Source organism: Halalkalibacterium halodurans, from assembly GCF_004376175.1.
Lineage (GTDB): Bacteria > Bacillota > Bacilli > Bacillales > Bacillaceae_D > Halalkalibacterium > Halalkalibacterium halodurans.
In genome coordinates this window covers 1-17974 of sequence record NZ_SNUY01000032.1, presented here as the reverse complement: position 1 = coordinate 17974, position 17974 = coordinate 1, and the positions used below count along the sequence as shown (strand labels likewise).

At 44.6% G+C, this 17974-nt stretch carries 21 protein-coding genes; all 21 read left to right on the top strand.

Features of this window, described 5'->3' with window-relative positions; translation table 11 throughout:
* Window positions 1-60 precede the first annotated feature (60 nt).
* Window positions 61-1161: a stage V sporulation protein E gene (gene spoVE / locus E2L07_RS11570; protein WP_010898717.1), complete on the top strand. Its 1101-nt coding sequence runs from the start codon at window positions 61-63 to the stop codon at window positions 1159-1161.
* 170 nt (window positions 1162-1331) lie between these two features.
* Window positions 1332-2423 (top strand): undecaprenyldiphospho-muramoylpentapeptide beta-N-acetylglucosaminyltransferase, encoded by a 1092-nt coding sequence (murG, locus tag E2L07_RS11565; RefSeq protein ID WP_053430905.1) that lies wholly within the window; start codon window positions 1332-1334, stop codon window positions 2421-2423.
* A 71-nt stretch (window positions 2424-2494) separates the two neighbouring features.
* Window positions 2495-3400 (top strand): UDP-N-acetylmuramate dehydrogenase, encoded by a 906-nt coding sequence (murB, locus tag E2L07_RS11560; protein ID WP_134229630.1) that lies wholly within the window; start codon window positions 2495-2497, stop codon window positions 3398-3400.
* A 95-nt stretch (window positions 3401-3495) separates the two neighbouring features.
* Window positions 3496-4284: a cell division protein FtsQ/DivIB gene (locus E2L07_RS11555; protein ID WP_053430907.1), complete on the top strand. Its 789-nt coding sequence runs from the start codon at window positions 3496-3498 to the stop codon at window positions 4282-4284.
* Window positions 4268-4990, top strand: coding sequence for a DUF881 domain-containing protein (locus E2L07_RS11550; protein WP_010898713.1), 723 nt, complete (start codon window positions 4268-4270; stop codon window positions 4988-4990). Before E2L07_RS11555 ends, E2L07_RS11550 begins: the two co-directional genes overlap by 17 nt.
* A 5-nt stretch (window positions 4991-4995) precedes the next feature.
* Window positions 4996-5703, top strand: a complete 708-nt coding sequence (locus E2L07_RS11545; RefSeq protein ID WP_010898712.1) for a DUF881 domain-containing protein — start codon at window positions 4996-4998, stop codon at window positions 5701-5703.
* 6 nt (window positions 5704-5709) lie between these two features.
* Window positions 5710-6063 carry a small basic family protein gene (locus E2L07_RS11540; protein ID WP_010898711.1) on the top strand — a complete coding sequence of 118 codons (354 nt, stop codon included), beginning with the start codon at window positions 5710-5712 and terminating at the stop codon, window positions 6061-6063.
* Window positions 6064-6262: 199 nt separating this feature from the next.
* Window positions 6263-7540, top strand: a complete 1278-nt coding sequence (ftsA, locus tag E2L07_RS11535) for a cell division protein FtsA (protein WP_053430908.1) — start codon at window positions 6263-6265, stop codon at window positions 7538-7540.
* A 51-nt stretch (window positions 7541-7591) separates the two neighbouring features.
* Window positions 7592-8740, top strand: coding sequence for a cell division protein FtsZ (gene ftsZ / locus E2L07_RS11530; protein ID WP_010898709.1), 1149 nt, complete (start codon window positions 7592-7594; stop codon window positions 8738-8740).
* Window positions 8741-9392: 652 nt separating this feature from the next.
* Complete coding sequence (gene spoIIGA / locus E2L07_RS11525; protein ID WP_134229629.1) at window positions 9393-10310, top strand: sigma-E processing peptidase SpoIIGA; 918 nt, start codon at window positions 9393-9395, stop codon at window positions 10308-10310.
* Between the two features lie 14 nt (window positions 10311-10324).
* A complete protein-coding gene (gene sigE / locus E2L07_RS11520; protein WP_010898707.1) occupies window positions 10325-11038 on the top strand; it encodes an RNA polymerase sporulation sigma factor SigE in 714 nt (237 codons plus the stop codon).
* A gap of 69 nt (window positions 11039-11107) precedes the next feature.
* Window positions 11108-11974 carry an RNA polymerase sporulation sigma factor SigG gene (sigG, locus tag E2L07_RS11515; RefSeq protein WP_407901204.1) on the top strand — a complete coding sequence of 289 codons (867 nt, stop codon included), beginning with the start codon at window positions 11108-11110 and terminating at the stop codon, window positions 11972-11974.
* A gap of 312 nt (window positions 11975-12286) precedes the next feature.
* Window positions 12287-13084: a TerC family protein gene (locus E2L07_RS11510; protein WP_010898704.1), complete on the top strand. Its 798-nt coding sequence runs from the start codon at window positions 12287-12289 to the stop codon at window positions 13082-13084.
* A 197-nt stretch (window positions 13085-13281) separates the two neighbouring features.
* Window positions 13282-13563: a YlmC/YmxH family sporulation protein gene (locus E2L07_RS11505; protein WP_010898703.1), complete on the top strand. Its 282-nt coding sequence runs from the start codon at window positions 13282-13284 to the stop codon at window positions 13561-13563.
* Window positions 13564-13745: 182 nt separating this feature from the next.
* Complete coding sequence (pgeF, locus tag E2L07_RS11500; protein ID WP_053430910.1) at window positions 13746-14567, top strand: peptidoglycan editing factor PgeF; 822 nt, start codon at window positions 13746-13748, stop codon at window positions 14565-14567.
* Between the two features lie 41 nt (window positions 14568-14608).
* Complete coding sequence (locus E2L07_RS11495; protein ID WP_134229628.1) at window positions 14609-15295, top strand: YggS family pyridoxal phosphate-dependent enzyme; 687 nt, start codon at window positions 14609-14611, stop codon at window positions 15293-15295.
* 20 nt (window positions 15296-15315) lie between these two features.
* Entirely contained in the window at window positions 15316-15771 is a 456-nt protein-coding gene (locus tag E2L07_RS11490) for a cell division protein SepF (protein ID WP_053430912.1), read from the top strand.
* 36 nt (window positions 15772-15807) lie between these two features.
* The gene (locus E2L07_RS11485) at window positions 15808-16062 is read left to right on the top strand and encodes a YggT family protein (protein ID WP_053430913.1); all 255 of its coding nucleotides are present in this window, start codon (window positions 15808-15810) and stop codon (window positions 16060-16062) included.
* A gap of 26 nt (window positions 16063-16088) precedes the next feature.
* Complete coding sequence (locus E2L07_RS11480) at window positions 16089-16865, top strand: YlmH family RNA-binding protein (protein ID WP_053430914.1); 777 nt, start codon at window positions 16089-16091, stop codon at window positions 16863-16865.
* A 110-nt stretch (window positions 16866-16975) separates the two neighbouring features.
* On the top strand, window positions 16976-17473 hold the full coding sequence (locus tag E2L07_RS11475; protein ID WP_010898697.1) for a DivIVA domain-containing protein: 498 nt from the start codon (window positions 16976-16978) through the stop codon (window positions 17471-17473).
* Window positions 17474-17682: 209 nt separating this feature from the next.
* On the top strand, window positions 17683-17974 hold a 292-nt coding region (locus E2L07_RS11470; protein WP_208402041.1), incomplete at its 3' end, for a UPF0236 family transposase-like protein.

Genomic DNA, 17974 nt, shown 5'->3' with positions numbered 1-17974 from the left:
ACAGTTTGGTAGAGGGGCTTTGTCCCGTACGAACGAAACTCAGTAAATGAGGTGTTCCGATTGCCAAGACAAAAAGCAGCACCAGACTACCTTCTCGTTGTCGCAACGGTAGCCTTACTTATTATAGGCTTAATTATGGTTTACAGCGCGAGTGAGGCTTGGGCTACCTACCGATTTGACGATGGGTTTTTCTTTGCGAAGCGACAGCTTTTTTTTGCGAGTGTTGGTTTTATCGCCATGCTCTTTATGATGAGGGTTGAATATTGGACGTGGCGCGTATGGGCAAAACTGATGGTGATTGTTTGCTTCGTTTTGCTCATTATTGTTCTCATTCCAGGGGTTGGTCTCGTTCGCGGTGGAGCACGAAGCTGGCTCGGTGTAGGAGCGTTCTCCATCCAGCCTTCAGAATTTATGAAAATGGCGATGATTGTTTTTTTGGCTAAGTTTTTGGCTGAAAATCAAAAATTAATCACATCGTTTAAAAAAGGGTTGCTCCCTTCGTTATCCCTTGTTATGCTTGCTTTTGGCATGATCATGCTCCAGCCTGATTTAGGAACAGGCGCGGTCATGGTCGGTACGTGTGTGGTGATGATTTTTGTTGCCGGTGCGAGGATTTTACATTTCGTCATGCTCGGCATTGTCGGAATGGCTGGTTTTGCAGCATTGATCATTTCGGCTCCATACCGGATTAAGCGCATCACCTCTTTTCTTGATCCATGGTCAGACCCCCTTGGGAGCGGATTTCAAATTATTCAATCCCTTTATGCGATCGGTCCAGGAGGACTCCTCGGTCTTGGTCTAGGGGAAAGTCGGCAAAAGTACTATTACTTGCCCGAGCCACAAACCGACTTTATTTTTGCGATATTATCGGAGGAGTTAGGCTTTCTCGGTGGCTGTTTTGTGATTGCTCTATTTGGGATCGTCTTATGGCGTGGCATACGAATCGCCTTAGGGGCTCCAGATTTGTTTGGGAGCTTTCTTGCCACAGGGATCGTCGCGATGGTGGCCATCCAAGTGATGATTAACATTGGCGTCGTGACAGGACTCATGCCAGTGACAGGAATCACCCTTCCACTTTTGAGCTATGGTGGATCAAGTTTAACACTCATGCTCGTCTCTCTCGGCGTGTTGCTTAACGTCTCGCGTTATACGCGAACGTAAACCGAGTTAGAGGTCGTCTGGTTGCCCATTCGACCTTTTTTTTATGAGTGGATCACGCTTTGAAATAATTTTTGAGTATTTCACATTTTTACACTAGCCTTTGTGCGATACAGGTATAAACCTAGCCTAAATCATGATAAAATGGAAAAAGAGAGAAGGTGTCTTTGAACATGAAAATCGTTGTTAGTGGTGGGGGAACAGGAGGACATATTTATCCAGCCCTCGCGTTTATCAATGAGATAAAAAAAAGGGACGAACGTCTCGATGTTTTATATATTGGAACAGAGCGGGGACTTGAAAGCGAGATCGTCCCAAGGGAAGGAATTCCTTTTCAAACGATTCATATCACTGGATTCCAGCGTAAGCTCTCCATGGAAAACGTGAAAACCGTCGTTCGCTTTTTGCGTGGAACAAAGCGAGCCAAGGCGTTGTTAAATGAATTTAAGCCAGACGTTGTCATTGGTACGGGCGGGTACGTATGTGGTCCTGTTGTTTACGCAGCGGCAAAGCTCAAGATACCTACGGTGATTCATGAACAGAATAGTGTACCAGGTTTAACAAATAAATTTTTGAGCCGCTATGTGGATCGGATTGCGATTTGTTTCAAGGAGGCCGAAGCGTTTTTTCCGAAAAACAAGGTTGTCTTTACAGGCAATCCCCGTGCTTCTGAAGTGATGAGCGGCAACCGCGAGGAAGGGCTAAGGTCTCTTGGCATTAAACCGAATAAAAAAACGGTGCTGATTGTTGGCGGGAGCCGAGGGGCTCGTCCAATAAATGATGCGTTTATGTCAATCTTGAGCGACGTGAAGGCGAAACCTTATCAGTTTGTTTATGTCACAGGTACGGTCCACTATGAGCGTGTACAGGAACAGATGAAGAGTATAGGCCAACCAGAAAACGTCATCGTTCAACCGTTCATTCACAACATGCCAGACGTTCTTTCTGCGGTCGACTTAATTGTTGCCCGGGCAGGAGCAACGACACTAGCGGAAATTACGGCGCTAGGACTGCCGAGCATTCTCATTCCGAGCCCTTATGTAACGAACAATCACCAAGAAAAAAATGCTGCAGCGTTAAGCAAAAAGGATGCCGCAATCTTGCGAAAGGAATCTGAACTTACGGGGGATCGCTTACTGCAAGATATCGATGACATCATGGTGACGCCAGGTCGACTTGATGCGATGAAACAAGCAGCCAAAGCACTAGGGGTGCCTACATCTGCTGAAAAGTTACATATGCTTGTGAAAGAGGTAGCGAAGTAAATCACCTCAGACTACTACATTTCATTTTATGTAAGGCGTATATGTTTTGAAGAGAAAAGGGGTTTGAATAGATGGAACAACTAGTGGAAAGCTTACGTGCCCTTCAAGTAGGAGAAGTACGGGTGAATGAATCTCTGGCTCATCATACGACGTGGAAAATTGGTGGACCTGCCGATGTTTTTGTCATTCCAAACGACATAGAAGGTCTTAAAAAAACGATGAAGCTCATTCAAGAGACAGGATGTAAATGGCGGGTGATTGGTCGTGGTTCAAATATTCTAGTATCGGATAAAGGGTTGCGTGGGGTGACGGTCAAACTAGATAAAGGCCTTGATCATTTGGAAGTAAACGGTGAATCAATCACGGTCGGAGCAGGATATCCAGTGGTCAAACTGGCAACGGTGATCAGTCGGCAAGGCTTGGCAGGTCTCGAATTTGCTGCGGGCATCCCTGGGTCTGTCGGCGGTGCCGTTTTTATGAATGCAGGAGCCCATGGCTCAGACATATCACAAATTTTGACGAAGGCGCATGTGTTGTTCCCAGACGGGACACTCCGCTGGTTAACGAACGAAGAGATGGCCTTTTCATATCGCACATCGTTATTACAAAAAAATGACGGAATATGTGTAGAAGCCATTTTTTCACTAACACGAGGCGACAAGGAAGACATTAAAAAGAAGCTCCAAAAAAACAAAGACTATCGCCGTGACACCCAGCCGTGGAATCATCCAACGTGTGGGAGCGTGTTTCGTAACCCTCTTCCTGAATATGCAGGACAGTTGATTGAAAAAGCTGGCTTAAAAGGATACCAAATTGGAGGAGCGCAAATTTCGACGATGCACGCTAATTTTATCGTAAACACTGGAGATGCCAAGGCAGCTGATGTGCTCGCACTCATTCATCACGTAAAAGATACCATTCAAAAGCAATACCAAATTAACATGGAAACAGAAGTCGAACTGATCGGAGAACGGTAAAAAACGTTCACATGGGTTTGATTTAAGCTTCAAGGATAAAAGTTGCAGGCAAATATGCCGATTATTAAAGTATAACGTCAGATGGGGGGACGGTTATGGGAGATGAGAAAGTTGTTACGATTCATGAACGAATTCCATCGTTAAAAGAACAAAGAAAACAGCGAGCGAATCGCAGGCTCATCTTCTTCCTATCGTTCTTCTTTCTCTTGCTCCTCCTTGTGATTTATTTTCAGTCTCCGCTAAGTCACATCCGTAGCATTAAAGTTGAAGGGAATCAATTTGTTGATGATGACGCGATCATTGAAGCAAGTAAACTTTCAAATGAGACAAGCATTTGGAGCATCTCTGATGAGCAATTAAAGGCAAATGTGGAATCGCTTGAGGAAGTAGAAGCAATAGAGTGGCATAGAGTACTCCCTAATACGGTCGTTCTTGAAGTGAAGGAGTACGAACGAGTTGCATACTTGTTTCAAGAGGATCAATATTTCCCGATTTTAGAGTCAGGTTCATTTTTATCCGAACTGCCGAAATATAAAGTTCCGGCAGATGCTCCTATTTTAGTCAATTGGGATCAGCTCTCACTTGTGAAAGAGTTAGCAGCCGAGCTAAATGAGATGCCGGATCGAGTGGTGCAACGAATATCGGAAATTTATCATACGCCCAATGATGGAGATCCATTACGTATCACCCTGTATATGAACGACGGCCTTATCGTTCAGTCCACGATTCGTCAATTCGCGGAATATATGGCTCCTTATCCAGTGGTTGTGAAAGAGCTCGACCCGGATGCTGAAGGGATTTTACACATGAGAATGAGTCCATATTTTGAGTCGTTTAACATTCCAGAGGAAGAGGAGGATCAGGAGGTTGAAGTGGAAAGTTAGAAGTAAACATGTACTCCTGTCGCTAGTCTTCCTCGTTACGGGCTTTATTCTTGCTTTGAGCTATGAGTTAGCCAGTGAGCAATTAGCGAACCAAGGCGAGCGAAATACGAGTCAATGGCGGTATGAGGACGAGCTTCGCAATCGTATTCTGTTAGAGCAAACAATCAATCGATCGTTGCAGGAAGATTTGCGCAATTTGCAATCAGAAGTGCGGGAGCTTGAAGAAGAGATCGCTTCTGCCACTGAACGCTCAGAAATTCGTACGGCCAATTTAATAGAAGACGTGGAAAAGCTTCGTAAAATTACTGGAGCTGTTCCTGTCCAAGGACAGGGGATCGAGATCACCCTTGATGACAGCTCATACATTCCTGAAGAAGGGGACCCTAACAACTATATTGTTCATGAGCACCATGTTCAAAAGGTAGTCGATGTTTTGCTTGTGGCAGGGGCGGAGGCGGTTGCGATTAATGGCTACCGTTTGTCACATCAATCGTACATTCAATGTGTAGGTCCTGTCATTACAGTGGATGGTAATCGTTCGTATGCACCATTTACTATTTCAGCGGTTGGTGATCCTTCAGTCATGAAAAGTTCCTTTGAGCTTCCAGGTGGCGTCCAAGACTTTTTATTAGATGATTCAATCGAGGTGAGGGTTGAAGAGAAAAGCACGATTGTTCTAGACCCTTATCTAACTGAAAGAAGATGAGAAAGATGGAACGAAAATGGACATTCACAATTGTTACCTTGCTGATTGGCTTCATGCTAGCGGTTCTTTTTCAAACGACAAAGGAGCCGGTTGTCCGTGATACACGAGATGTTCGAGAATTACGGCAGGAATTGGTGCAGGAGCAAGAAAAGAGACAGCAACTGGCCGATGAGATCGAAAATACGGAATCCTTACTTTCACAATATCGACAATCCTTAGAAGAGCAGCAAGAGATAGATAGTGTGATTGAGGAGCAGATCGAAACGTTACGAGAAAGTGCCGGGCTTACTGAGGTATCGGGGGAAGGGCTCGTAATTACGATCAAGTCACTTTACGAAAATGATGCCTATGTAGGTTCAACAAGCCAGAATGTCTCACCAGATTTCCTCCGCTCCTTGCTAAACGAGCTGAACATCTATCAAGCGAAGGAAATAGCGATTGGAACGGAACGGATCATTTCAACCTCTACTTTTTATGAGGTGAATGGTACGACGCAAGTGAATACGCGGAGACTCCCACCATTGCCGATCGAAGTAAAAGTTTTAAGTGATGATGTGGAGCGACTTCATAATCAAATGGTCGTGTCCGCCGCTGTCGAGTTAGCTGAGATTGAAGGGTTACAGCTTGAGTTTGAGATAAGAGACGAGATAACCCTACCAGCTTTTGATCAAACGCCGAGGGTGCGCTTTATGGAAGAAGTAAAGGAGGAGTAGGTGAACATGTGGTTGCCAATTGTTGGACTGCTAATCGGGATATTACTAGGCCTATTTTCCGATTTTCGCGTACCAGATGCGTATACAAATTATTTATCCATTGCGGTATTAGCTGCCCTTGATACGCTTTTTGGTGGGATTCGTGCACAACTTCAAGACACTTTTGACACATACGTCTTTTTGTCTGGTTTTTTCTTTAATATTATATTAGCCGCAAGTTTGGCTTTTCTAGGTGTGTATCTTGGTGTAGACTTATACTTAGCAGCCATTTTTGCATTTGGCGTCCGCCTGTTTAATAACATCGCCGTTATCCGGAGAATGATGCTCTCACGTTTTCAAAGTCGGCGAGAGACGCCTTGATCTGTTACATCTATTGACCTCGTTTTTGAGGGACGTAGCATGAAAGATTCGAAGATGTCTTTTCTTTTTAAGAAAAAGAAAGGAAACGGCACTTATTCTGTTGAATAAGTTACGTAATTCTATACGTTTTCTAAAAGTTTCTTTAGAATAATAGGACAAGCCTCATTGGAAAACAGATTATTAAAGGAGGTGCCACAGATTGAACAACAATGAGATATATGTGAGTTTAGACATCGGTACATCCAATGTTCGAATCATCATTGGAGAAATTACAGATGGTTCAATTAACATCATTGGTGTTGGGAATGCACCATCTGAAGGAATAAAGAAAGGCTCGATCGTTGATATTGATGAAACCGTGCGATCCATTCGCAGAGCAGTTGAACAGGCAGAGAGGATGGTCGGTCTTTCGATACGACAGGTCATTGTCGGTGTCAATGGAAATCACGTGCAGCTCCAGCCTTGCCATGGAGTGGTAGCTGTTTCAAGCCCAGATCGAGAAATTGGAGATGAGGACATTGCAAGGGTGATCGACGCCGCACAAGTCGTCTCAATTCCACCAGAGCGGGAAATTATTGATGTGATTCCGAAACAATTCATCGTGGATGGCCTCGACGAAATCAATGACCCTCGAGGAATGATCGGCGTCCGTTTGGAGATGGAAGGGACGATCATTACAGGATCAAAAACGTTATTACATAACCTATTAAGATGTGTGGAACGTGCAGGGTTAGAGGTTGCGGATATTTGTCTACAAGCATTAGCGGCCGGATCTGTAGCCATTTCAAAAGATGAGAAAAGCCTAGGCGTTTGTCTGATCGATATTGGCGGAGGGTCAATGACCATTTCATGCTTCGAACAAGGAAGCTTGGTAGATACTTCTGTCATTCCTGTAGGCGGGGACCATGTAACAAATGATATTGCCGTTGGTTTGCGAATTTCTACAGAAGAAGCTATCAAAATCAAGCATACGCATGGACATGCGTACATAGACGAAGCATCGGAAGAAGACCGATTTGAGGTGAAAGCAATCGGTAGCACAGAGCCAGAGGCTTTTTCTCAATTTGAGCTTGCCCACATCATCGAGCCGAGAATGGAAGAAATGTTTGAGCTCATTAACCGTGAGCTAAGACGCCTAGGACAGCATGATTTCCCTGGTGGCTTTGTTCTCACTGGTGGGTCGGTGATGATGCCGGGAGTTCTTGAACTGGCGAAGGAGACGCTCGGCCGTAACGTGCGCGTCGCTATTCCTGATTATATTGGTGTTCGTGAACCACAATATACGACGGGCGTTGGATTAATCCAGTTTGCGTATAAAAACGTAAAAATTCAAGGAAAAGAAGTTGCTGCTGCAGTTGCGGAGGCTGGGGCCGAACAAGAACAAAGGCCTAAAAAGGAGAAAGAGCGGTCTCGCACAAATGAAGGTCCAGGGGTCAAATCAAAGGTGAAAAACTGGTTCAAAGTCTTTTTGGAGTAGGATGAAATCGGAAGTGCAAATGGGACAATTGTTTGATTAGGGGGACCTGACATGTTAGAGTTTGAAATGGATATGGATCAATTAGCACAGATTAAAGTAATCGGTGTCGGCGGAGGCGGAAGCAACGCGGTAAACCGAATGATTGAAAATGGCTTGCAAGGCGTTGATTTTATTTCTGTGAATACCGATGCCCAAGCGCTCCACCTTTCTAAAGCGGAAGTGAAGCTACAATTAGGTGGTAAACTGACGCGAGGGCTAGGTGCTGGAGCTAATCCTGAGATCGGGAAAAAAGCGGCGGAAGAAAGCCGTGAGCAAATTGAAGAAGCTCTTCAAGGTGCTGATATGGTGTTTATTACAGCTGGTATGGGAGGCGGCACAGGTACAGGTGCTGCACCTGTCATTGCTGAAGTGGCAAAAGAGATTGGCGCGTTAACGGTTGGTGTGGTGACACGTCCGTTTACGTTTGAAGGGCGAAAACGTTCCACTCAGGCAGCGGCAGGGATTGCTGCTTTGAAGGAGAAAGTAGACACACTAATCGTCATTCCGAATGATCGCTTGCTTGAAATTGTCGACAAGAACACGCCAATGTTGGAAGCGTTCCGTGAGGCTGATAATGTGCTTCGTCAAGGGGTTCAAGGGATTTCCGATCTGATCGCGACGCCTGGATTAATCAACCTTGACTTTGCGGACGTAAAAACGATTATGAAAGATAAAGGTTCTGCCCTCATGGGAATCGGGATTGCCACTGGTGAGAACCGAGCGGGTGAAGCCGCGAAAAAAGCGATTTCCAGCCCATTGCTCGAAACGTCTTTAGACGGAGCTCAAGGGGTGTTAATGAACATTACAGGCGGCTCCAACTTAAGCTTGTATGAGGTTCATGAAGCGGCGGAAATAGTTTCTGCTGCATCGGACGCAGAAGTCAACATGATCTTTGGTTCAGTTATTAATGAAGATTTGAAAGATGAAATTGTTGTAACTGTCATTGCCACAGGTTTTGATGATGCAGAAAATCGCCGTGCCCAACAACAAAGCAACTTTAACCGGCAGGCGGCACCAAAACAACCGTTGAAGTCGAAGGAGAAAGAAGCGGAGAAGAAAGAACCTCGCTTTACTTCACAGCCTGAAGCCGATGACAACGAGTCACTTGATACATTAGACATTCCGGCCTTTTTACGAAATCGCCGGCGGAAATCAAGATAACGTTAAGAGACTGGGACAAAATTAGCCAAACGTAATAAAAAAGGTTCGGATCATTTTCTTTTGATGATCCGAACCTTTTTTCAATTAACTCCGATGGTTTCCTTCCTTGCTTTGGGCACTTCGTATGGAATGGGCACCCTAAACCAGCTTCACATTCACACTGCCATATCCAGCGCAAGATTAAATTCTTAAGGGTACTATCACTTGAATCATGTTGTCATGTTTAAACATAAGGATACAACCGATTCTGTTTTAATGTGGTGACACTAACTTTATCAGAAGGTGTTCTTTTTGTGTATACGCATTACTAGACGGACGTTTTCAAGTTAATTGTCAAAGTACGAGACGCCTGCGGGAAAAGCAAGAGCTGAAGATCCATCGGGCGATTTCCTCCGATTAACTGAAGCCTTGCCCCCGGCAAGCGAGTGATTTTTGACACAATCAACCTTTATAAAAAAACAGCTGTTAGCAACTGTGTTTTGTCTCAGCCTCTTTTCATACTTACAATTGCTTATTTATTGGGCAATATTTCCCGCTGACAAAAAAACTGAAAATCTCTCAAAATAACTAGCTTGTCCCCGTCATAAACTGACAGACTTTCCCTTCTCTCTTGTTTTATACTAGGTTCATCTTGATGGAAGAGGAGGAAGAGATGACCTTATATGCGGATGTTATATGGTTGCTCAACTTGTGCATTGATTATTTGCTTATTGCCTTGACGGCAATTTTGCTGAAGCGACCGTTCCAGCAGTTTCGGTTTATCTGTGCTTCCTTCGTGGCTTCTCTCATCGTTGTCTTTATGTTTACCCCGGTGGCGGACTTCTTTCTCCAGCCGATCGTCAAAGGGCTCTATTCAACTCTCATTGTTTGGATTGCATTTGGGTATCAGCGTTGGCGTTTCTTTCTTCAAGCGCTTTTCATGTTTTATTTCGTTACGTTTATGACAGGAGGTGGATTGTTCGCACTTCACTATTTTTGGCAAACAGAAATTCCGTTTTTAACCGATCACTCATTGACAAGCGGCTCCTTTGGCAGTGGGATTAGCTGGTTGTTTGTCTGTCTTGGTTTTCCTCTTGTATGGTATTTTTCAAAGCAACGTCTCGAGACGATTGAAGTGAAAAAAGTTCAGTATGAACGACTAGTCGATGTAGAAGTTTGGCTCGAGCAATCGAAACTGACAATCCGGGGAATCATCGATAGCGGAAATCAGTTGCAAGACCCGTTTACGAAAGCACCGGTTATGATTATTCAAGCGGATGTGCTACGTGGGCAAATACCGGACGAATGGATTGAGCAAATGCTAAATGTTGAGTCGATCGGAACGACAGACGGTGATGAGCGGTTTATGAGGCGGATGTCTGTTATTCCTTATCGTGTAGTCGGACAACCACAGCGGTTGCTCGCTGTTTTCAAGCCTGACAGTGTACGGATCCGACATGAAGAGGAATGGATGACTGTGTCTAAAGTGCTGATCGGCTTAAACGATAAGGCGCTATCGCCTGAGGACACGTACCAATGTATCGTTCACCCGAAAATGATCGTTCACGGAATAACCGATAAACTTGCCTAAGGAGGAGACGTTCGTTGTTGAAATTAAAAGCGACTTTAATATGGTATCGACTGTTGTACCGGTTAGGGATGAAAGCAGATGAAATTTATTATATCGGTGGGAGTGAAGCCTTGCCCCCGCCTCTCTCAAAAGAGGAAGAGGCACACCTGCTCAAAAAGCTTCCGAGTGGTGACAAGGCGGTGCGTTCCATGCTAATCGAACGGAATTTGCGTTTGGTTGTCTACATCGCCCGTAAGTTTGAAAATACGGGGATTAACATTGAAGATTTGATTAGCATCGGAACGATTGGCTTAATTAAAGCAGTGAATACGTTCAACCCTGAGAAAAAAATTAAATTAGCCACTTATGCTTCGCGTTGTATCGAAAATGAAATTCTCATGTATCTGCGTCGCAATAATAAAATCCGTTCCGAAGTGTCTTTCGATGAACCGTTAAATATTGATTGGGATGGGAATGAGCTTCTTCTATCCGATGTCCTTGGAACCGATGATGACATCATCACTCGTGGAATAGAAGAAAAGGTCGATCGTAAGCTGCTCATGAAAGCTTTACATACGTTAACCGATCGGGAGAAGCAAATTATGGAACTCCGCTTCGGCTTAGCGGGAGGGGAGGAAAAAACGCAAAAAGATGTAGCTGACCTTCTTGGAATTTCACAATCGTATATCTCTCGATTAGAGAAGCGAATCATCAAACGGCTGCAAAAAGAATTCAATAAAATGGTGTGAATTCAGAATATATGTTTTTTTTCGGGCTGCTGACTGATATGAACACGATTTAATTTTTCCTCCTTTTCTATGGTCAAACGCTTGTGCATATTTTTCCCTCCTAAGGAGATACTTTACGTGACATCATCTCCCATGTTAGGAGGGACAGCGTTGACACGAAACAAAGTTGAAATTTGTGGTGTCGATACATCCAAGCTACCAGTGTTGAAAAATCAAGAAATGAGAGAGCTGTTCGCACGATTACAAAGTGGAGACACGAGCGCCAGAGAAACGCTAGTCAATGGAAATCTCCGCTTAGTTTTAAGCGTCATTCAGCGATTTAATAATCGCGGGGAATACGTGGATGATTTGTTTCAAGTCGGTTGTATCGGCTTAATGAAATCGATCGACAACTTCGATTTAAGCCAAAATGTCAAATTTTCAACGTACGCCGTTCCTATGATTATCGGGGAAATTCGTCGCTACTTACGCGACAACAACCCTATCCGAGTATCACGGTCACTCCGGGACATTGCGTACAAGGCCCTTCAAGTTAGAGATCAACTCATGGGAGAAAAGCAGCGTGAAAAGGAACCGACCGTACAAGAGATCGCCAAGGAATTAGGCGTGCCAAAAGAGGACGTGGTGTTCGCCCTTGACGCGATACAAGACCCTGTTTCTCTCTTTGAGCCCATTTATAACGATGGCGGCGACCCTATTTATGTGATGGATCAAATCAGTGATGATCGTAATAAGGATGTTCAATGGGTTGATGAAATTGCCTTAAAGGAAGCAATGGTGAGGCTCAATGACAGGGAAAAGTTAATTTTAAACATGCGTTTTTATCAAGGGAAAACGCAAATGGAAGTAGCAGAAGAGATTGGCATCTCCCAAGCGCAAGTATCAAGACTAGAAAAAGCGGCTATCCAACAGATGAGTAAACATGCACAAAGTTAACGATGTGTGCATATGCTAAAGCTTTTTCATAAAAAATGGTTGACCGCGGACCTGTTCTTGGATAAAATGTAGCTATCAACTACATAGCTTTTAAGGGGAGTAGCTAATTACAATAAAGTCGTCATGACAGGGATCTCCCATAAATCCTTCGGCTTTATTGGCAACGGATATACGGTTGTTAGCAAGACCTTTACCAAATGGGGTAAAGGTCTTTTCCTATGCTTTTTTAGACCTTTGCCTATGGGGCAAAGGTCTTTTTACGTTCCGTAGGAAAGCAGCTTTACAGAAAAAGAACTAAAGGGAGTGGGCGTCATGGAATTATCATTAGTACTAGAATACAGTTGGGTCATCCTCGTCTTAATTGTGTTGGAAGGGCTGCTCGCTGCAGATAACGCACTCGTGCTTGCTGTCATGGTTAAACATTTGCCAGAAGAAAAGCGAAAGAAAGCCTTATTTTATGGATTAGCTGGAGCGTTTTTGTTCCGCTTCGCTTCACTGTTTGCGATTTCGTTCTTAATCGACATTTGGCAGCTACAAGCGATTGGGGCGCTTTACTTAATGTTTATTGCCGTTAATCATATTGTCCGAAAGGTATGGTTACGCGGGCACGAAGAAGTAGCGGCAGCGACAGAAAAACCGGTGAAAAAAGCGGGATTTTGGACGACGGTATTAAAAGTAGAAATCGCTGATATTGCATTTGCCGTTGACTCGATTTTGGCAGCGGTAGCGATCGCCGTTAGTTTGCCGAAAACGAACCTCCCGACCATTGGTGGGATGGATGGCGGACATTTCATCGTCGTGTTTATTGGTGGTTTTATGGGTGTCGTCATCATGCGATTTGCGGCTAACTTGTTTGTTACGCTATTGCAGAAAAAGCCAGGGCTTGAGATTGCTGCATTCTTAATTGTCGGGTGGGTAGGTGTCAAATTAACGGTCTTCACTTTATCTCATCCAACGTTAGCGATTTTACCTGAAGGGTTTGCCGCGTCTTCGGCTTGGAAAATTACGTTTTACGTCGTGTTGATTGGGATTGCGGTAGCTGGGTGGTTTTTATCAAAAGAGGTTGAGCATGTGGAAAAGCAAGAGAAGAACGATGTCACGAGTGCGTGATGTCGTTTTTTCTTTATAAAGGGCATTAACACTTGATGGTAAGCCAAGTTGTTCTGATCCACGTGTGGTTTCAAAGAAAAGCCATTTGACGCAAACAATGTTTGCCATCTTTCGAGAGGCCGAACGGCATTATCATAAAAGGGATAAGGACGATCATATAATTGAAAGAGCTCCTTATTATGAAAGGCGGTAGAAACATGTTGAAAATATCCGACTTACAAGCGAAAGATATTGTGAATATGGAAAATGGGAGACGTCTTGGAACCATTACCGATCTAGACATTAATTTAACGACAGGGCAAATCTCTTCGTTAGTCATTGGCGGTGGGGGGAAGGTGATGGGGCTGTTTGGTCGGGGGGAAGATGAGGTCGTCATCCCATGGAAAAACATTATTAAAATTGGATCTGATGTCATTTTAGTCGAAGTCCCACAGTTTAATGACCGCTTTAAGCCGAAGAGTTTTGAACGCCGTTCGTAACAAACAGCGGAACAAACATTTATCAGACATTGCTTATTGTGACATGCCCCTTTCGCTAATCGCTAAAATTTTCCGTTATGATGCGATTTTTCGTTCCTTGAGAAGAGAAAAATATGTTAAACTATAGACACGCATGTAAGTTTTTATCGAAATAGCAAAAACAAAAAGAGGGTCGTGAAAAAATGGAACCCTTTCAACAAGTAAGTAACCGATTTTTTGAACTTTCAGAATGGACTCGTAAAAATCCGCAGCTGCGGGTCGGATTTACGACACGGCTTGATGGAGTAAGTAGCCCCCCTTATGACTCGCTCAACCTCGGTCTTCATGTGGGGGATGATGAACAAGCGGTGATCCAAAATAGGGAGCTACTCGCGGCGGAATTACAAGTGCCCCTCTCGCAATGGGTGTTTGCCGAGCAAATACACGGAAGCGAAGTGGTACACGTGACCGCACACGATCGGGGAGCTGGCGCCTTTGAACGGCAATCGGCGCTGAAAGGTGCAGATGGTCTATATACATCGGATCAAGGAATATTGTTGTGTAGCTTGTATGCCGATTGTGTGCCGCTCTATTTTTACGCGGAACATAGAGGAGCTATCTACATCGGGTTAGCCCATGCTGGCTGGAAAGGCACCGTCGGGCAAATCGGCGCCAAGCTAGTTCATGCATGGACTGAGCGTTTCCACCTGCCGAAGGAAGCGATCCATGCAGCGATTGGCCCTTCGATATCGTGTGAAGCATATGAAGTCGATCAAGTCGTCATTGATCAAATCGACCGCGCCCTGTCCTCCGAGGCAACGCGTCCATACGTAAAAAGGGAAGAGGGACGCTACCAGTTAGATTTGAAAGCTTGCAACGAGCAACTCCTCATTGATGCAGGGCTTGAAAAGGCGCAAATTCTAGTTTCATCCCACTGCTCGGCTCAGTCAAACTTGTTATTTTCTCACCGACATGAAGGGGGAAAAACTGGGCGAATGATGAGTTTTATTGGCGTTTTTTCGTGAATTCATCTATCGAACGTTCACCATAGAAAGGAGCCCATTCAGTGTCTGTGAAAGATCAGTTAAAGCAAATTCAAGAGCAAGTGAATGAAGCATGTGAGCGAGCTGGACGCAACCCTGATGACGTTCACATTATTGCTGTAACGAAATATGTAAGTGAGGCGAGGACACGAGAAGCCCTTGAAGCAGGTATCACGCATATAGGAGAAAACCGCGTCGAAGGTGGCGTTGAGAAGCGACGCGCGTTTCCTAACGAAGGTACGTGGCATTTTATCGGCAGTCTCCAGTCAAAAAAAGTGAAGAAAATGATCGCCGATTTTGACTATTTACACTCACTTGACCGATTATCGCTAGCAAAGGAAATCGATCGGCGCTTGCCGGATGGACAAGCTTTAAATTGTTTCGTCCAAGTAAATGTATCTGGAGAACAATCCAAATCCGGCTTAAAGCCAGAGGAGGTTCTTCCATTCATCGAGGAGTTACAAACCTATCCGAGCATTCGGGTCGTAGGCTTGATGACGATGGCTCCATTTGTGGAAGACCCTGAAGACACGCGGTGGGTCTTTCGCGAACTTCGTCATCTTCGCGATGAAGTGCAGGCGAAAAGGTTTGATCATGCCCCTTGCTCGGAGCTTTCGATGGGTATGTCCAATGATTTTATCGTAGCGATCGAAGAAGGAGCGACGTTTGTTCGAATCGGGACCGCGCTCGTCGGAAAAGAAGTGGATTAATTGAAGGGAGGTTCTGCTGTATGGGAATGAAGTCAAAATTCAAACGTTTTTTCGAATTGGACGATGATGCCTCAATGTATGAAGAAGAAGCGGTAAGCCGCGATTTCGTGGAAGAGGTTGAGGAACCTAGGCGCAGGTCACGCACTGGCGTGAAACAAGAACGAGAAACAGGTCAAAATGTCGTTAGTTTGCAAAGTGTGCAAAAAACCGCAAAAGTCGTTTTGCTTGAGCCAAGAACGTACGATGAGGCGCAAGAAATCGCCGATCAATTAAAAAATCGTAAAGCGGTCATTATTAATTTGCAGCGCATCTCCCATGAACAAGCGAAACGAGTGGTCGATTTTTTAAGCGGAACAGTGTATGCTATAGGAGGAGACATTCAAAAGCTGGGGATGAATATCTTTTTATGTACCCCTGATAATGTGGATGTTACAGGGACGATTACCGATATGATCCAGGATGGGTATCGGTCATAATCATCCCTCATTGTAACAAGAAAAGGTGGTGACACTTTGGCTACGATTGGTTCATTGCTTCTATGGGCAATCACAATTTATTCTTACATGATTATTGCATATATTCTCATGTCTTGGTTTCCAAACGCGAGGGAGTCATCGTTCGGTCAATTTTTAGGTTCTATCGTGGAGCCTTACTTGGCGCCGTTCCGCAAAATCATTCCTCCGCTCGGGATGATTGACATCTCTCCAATTGTCGCGATTTTTGCCCTGACGTTTGCTCGTTACGGTGTTCACGCGATCTTCTTTTAGAAACGAATAAGAGGCAAGGAGAATTCATGGATATCTATCAACATTTCCGGCCGGAAGAGCGCCCGTTTATTGACCAAGTGCTGGAGTGGAAAGCTGATGTCTCCATGCAATACACTTGGAAACGAACAGACTTTCTCGACCCCCGGGAGCAGGAAATCGTTGGCGCATTAGTTGGACGGAACGATGACGTAAGCGTATCATTTTGGGGCGGTTCGGAGCATGCTGAACGGAAGCGGGCTTGTTTGATCCCGCCCTATCTGGAGTTGGCCGAAGAGGACTATGGATTGACGTTATTCGAGCTTTCTTATCCGAAAAAATTTCTCACCATTGATCATCGTCAAGTGCTCGGTGCTTGTATGAGCTTAGGCGTTAAACGAGAAAAGTTCGGAGATATTCTCGTAGCCGATGAGCGCATTCAGCTTGTTGTGGCAACGGAAATCGCAGAATTTGTTCGCCTTCATTTAACGAGTGTCGGTAAAGCACAGGTGGAGATGGTGGAGCTTGGTTTTGAGCAAATGTTAGTTACAACCGAAAGCTGGCATGAACGAACAGCGACTGTTTCCTCCTTGCGCCTAGATGCCGTGATCGGTGAAATGCTTTCTCTTTCACGGGCGAAGGCAGCGGAGCTTGTAGAAAAAGGGCGCGTAAAAGTAAACTGGAAGCTAGTCGAATCGGGAGCTTTAACCCTTCAAGCTGGGGATCACATATCTGTACGCGGCTTTGGCCGCCATAAGCTTTTAGAGGTAGAAGGAAAGACGAAGAAAGATAAATTCCGGCTTCGTATTGGACGGATGGGACATTAGCCGTACATAAATGGGGCAAAAGGGCCCCTCGTGGCATGCAGGAGTTTTTCGCATAATGTCGAACAAGGTTTTTTAAGAATGTTGCTACTATTGTGATGGAGGTGCTGACTATGCCTTTAACCCCTTTAGATATTCACAACAAAGAGTTTACCCGTGGTTTTAGAGGGTATGACGAAGATGAGGTGAATGAGTTTCTTGATCAAATCATTAAAGATTATGAAGCTGTTCTCCGGGAAAAGAAAGAACTGTTTGACCGAGTGACCGATCTCGATGAAAAGCTCGAACATTTCCAAAACATCGAGGAAACGTTAAATAAATCGATTTTGGTCGCTCAAGAATCGGCGGAGGAGGTTCGCCGTAACGCGCAAAAAGAAGCGCAGTTGATCGTGAAGGAAGCGGAAAAGAACGCCGATCGCATCATCAATGATGCTCTGGCGAAATCGCGCAAAATTATGCTTGAAATGGAAGAGCTGAAAAAGCAAGCATCCGTTTATAAAATGCGTTTTAAAATGTTAATTGAAGCCCAGCTCGAAATGCTGAACACGGACGACTGGGATGAGGTAACCGAAGATTCTGGCGATGAGCGTTCAGAAGAATACGCTGAGTAGAAGGGAGCTTTGTAAAAAGCAGCTTAGTATGAGTAAAATGTTTGTGGGAGAAGAAAAAACCTCCTCATCCAAGTAATGGAAATTTCCGTTACTTGGATGAGGAGGCCACCAAGCGAAAGCGCGGTAGGGTTTAAGCAAAATACATGAAAAAAGGGTCTCTCCTTGGTAGAATCATAGTCGACGAAAACCCGATTCAAAGGAGAAACCCTATGCAAAAGAATAACACAGAATATCCAACTTTAAAAGAACTTGAACAGCTAGTCTGGAGGAAGTTACAGGAAACCTTCTCAAGTGTGATGACCTCCATGTTAGAGGCATATGACGAAGAAATTGTGAAACAACGTGATAAGCAACGCTTTCATTATAAAGATAAGCGGCCTCTAAAAATAGACAGTTTATTTGGTGAGATTGAGTTGAAGCGCTCCTACTATCGCGATCGTGAAACAGGCAAATATGTCTATCTCCTTGACCAATACCTACAATTCGAGGGGATCAAAGGGT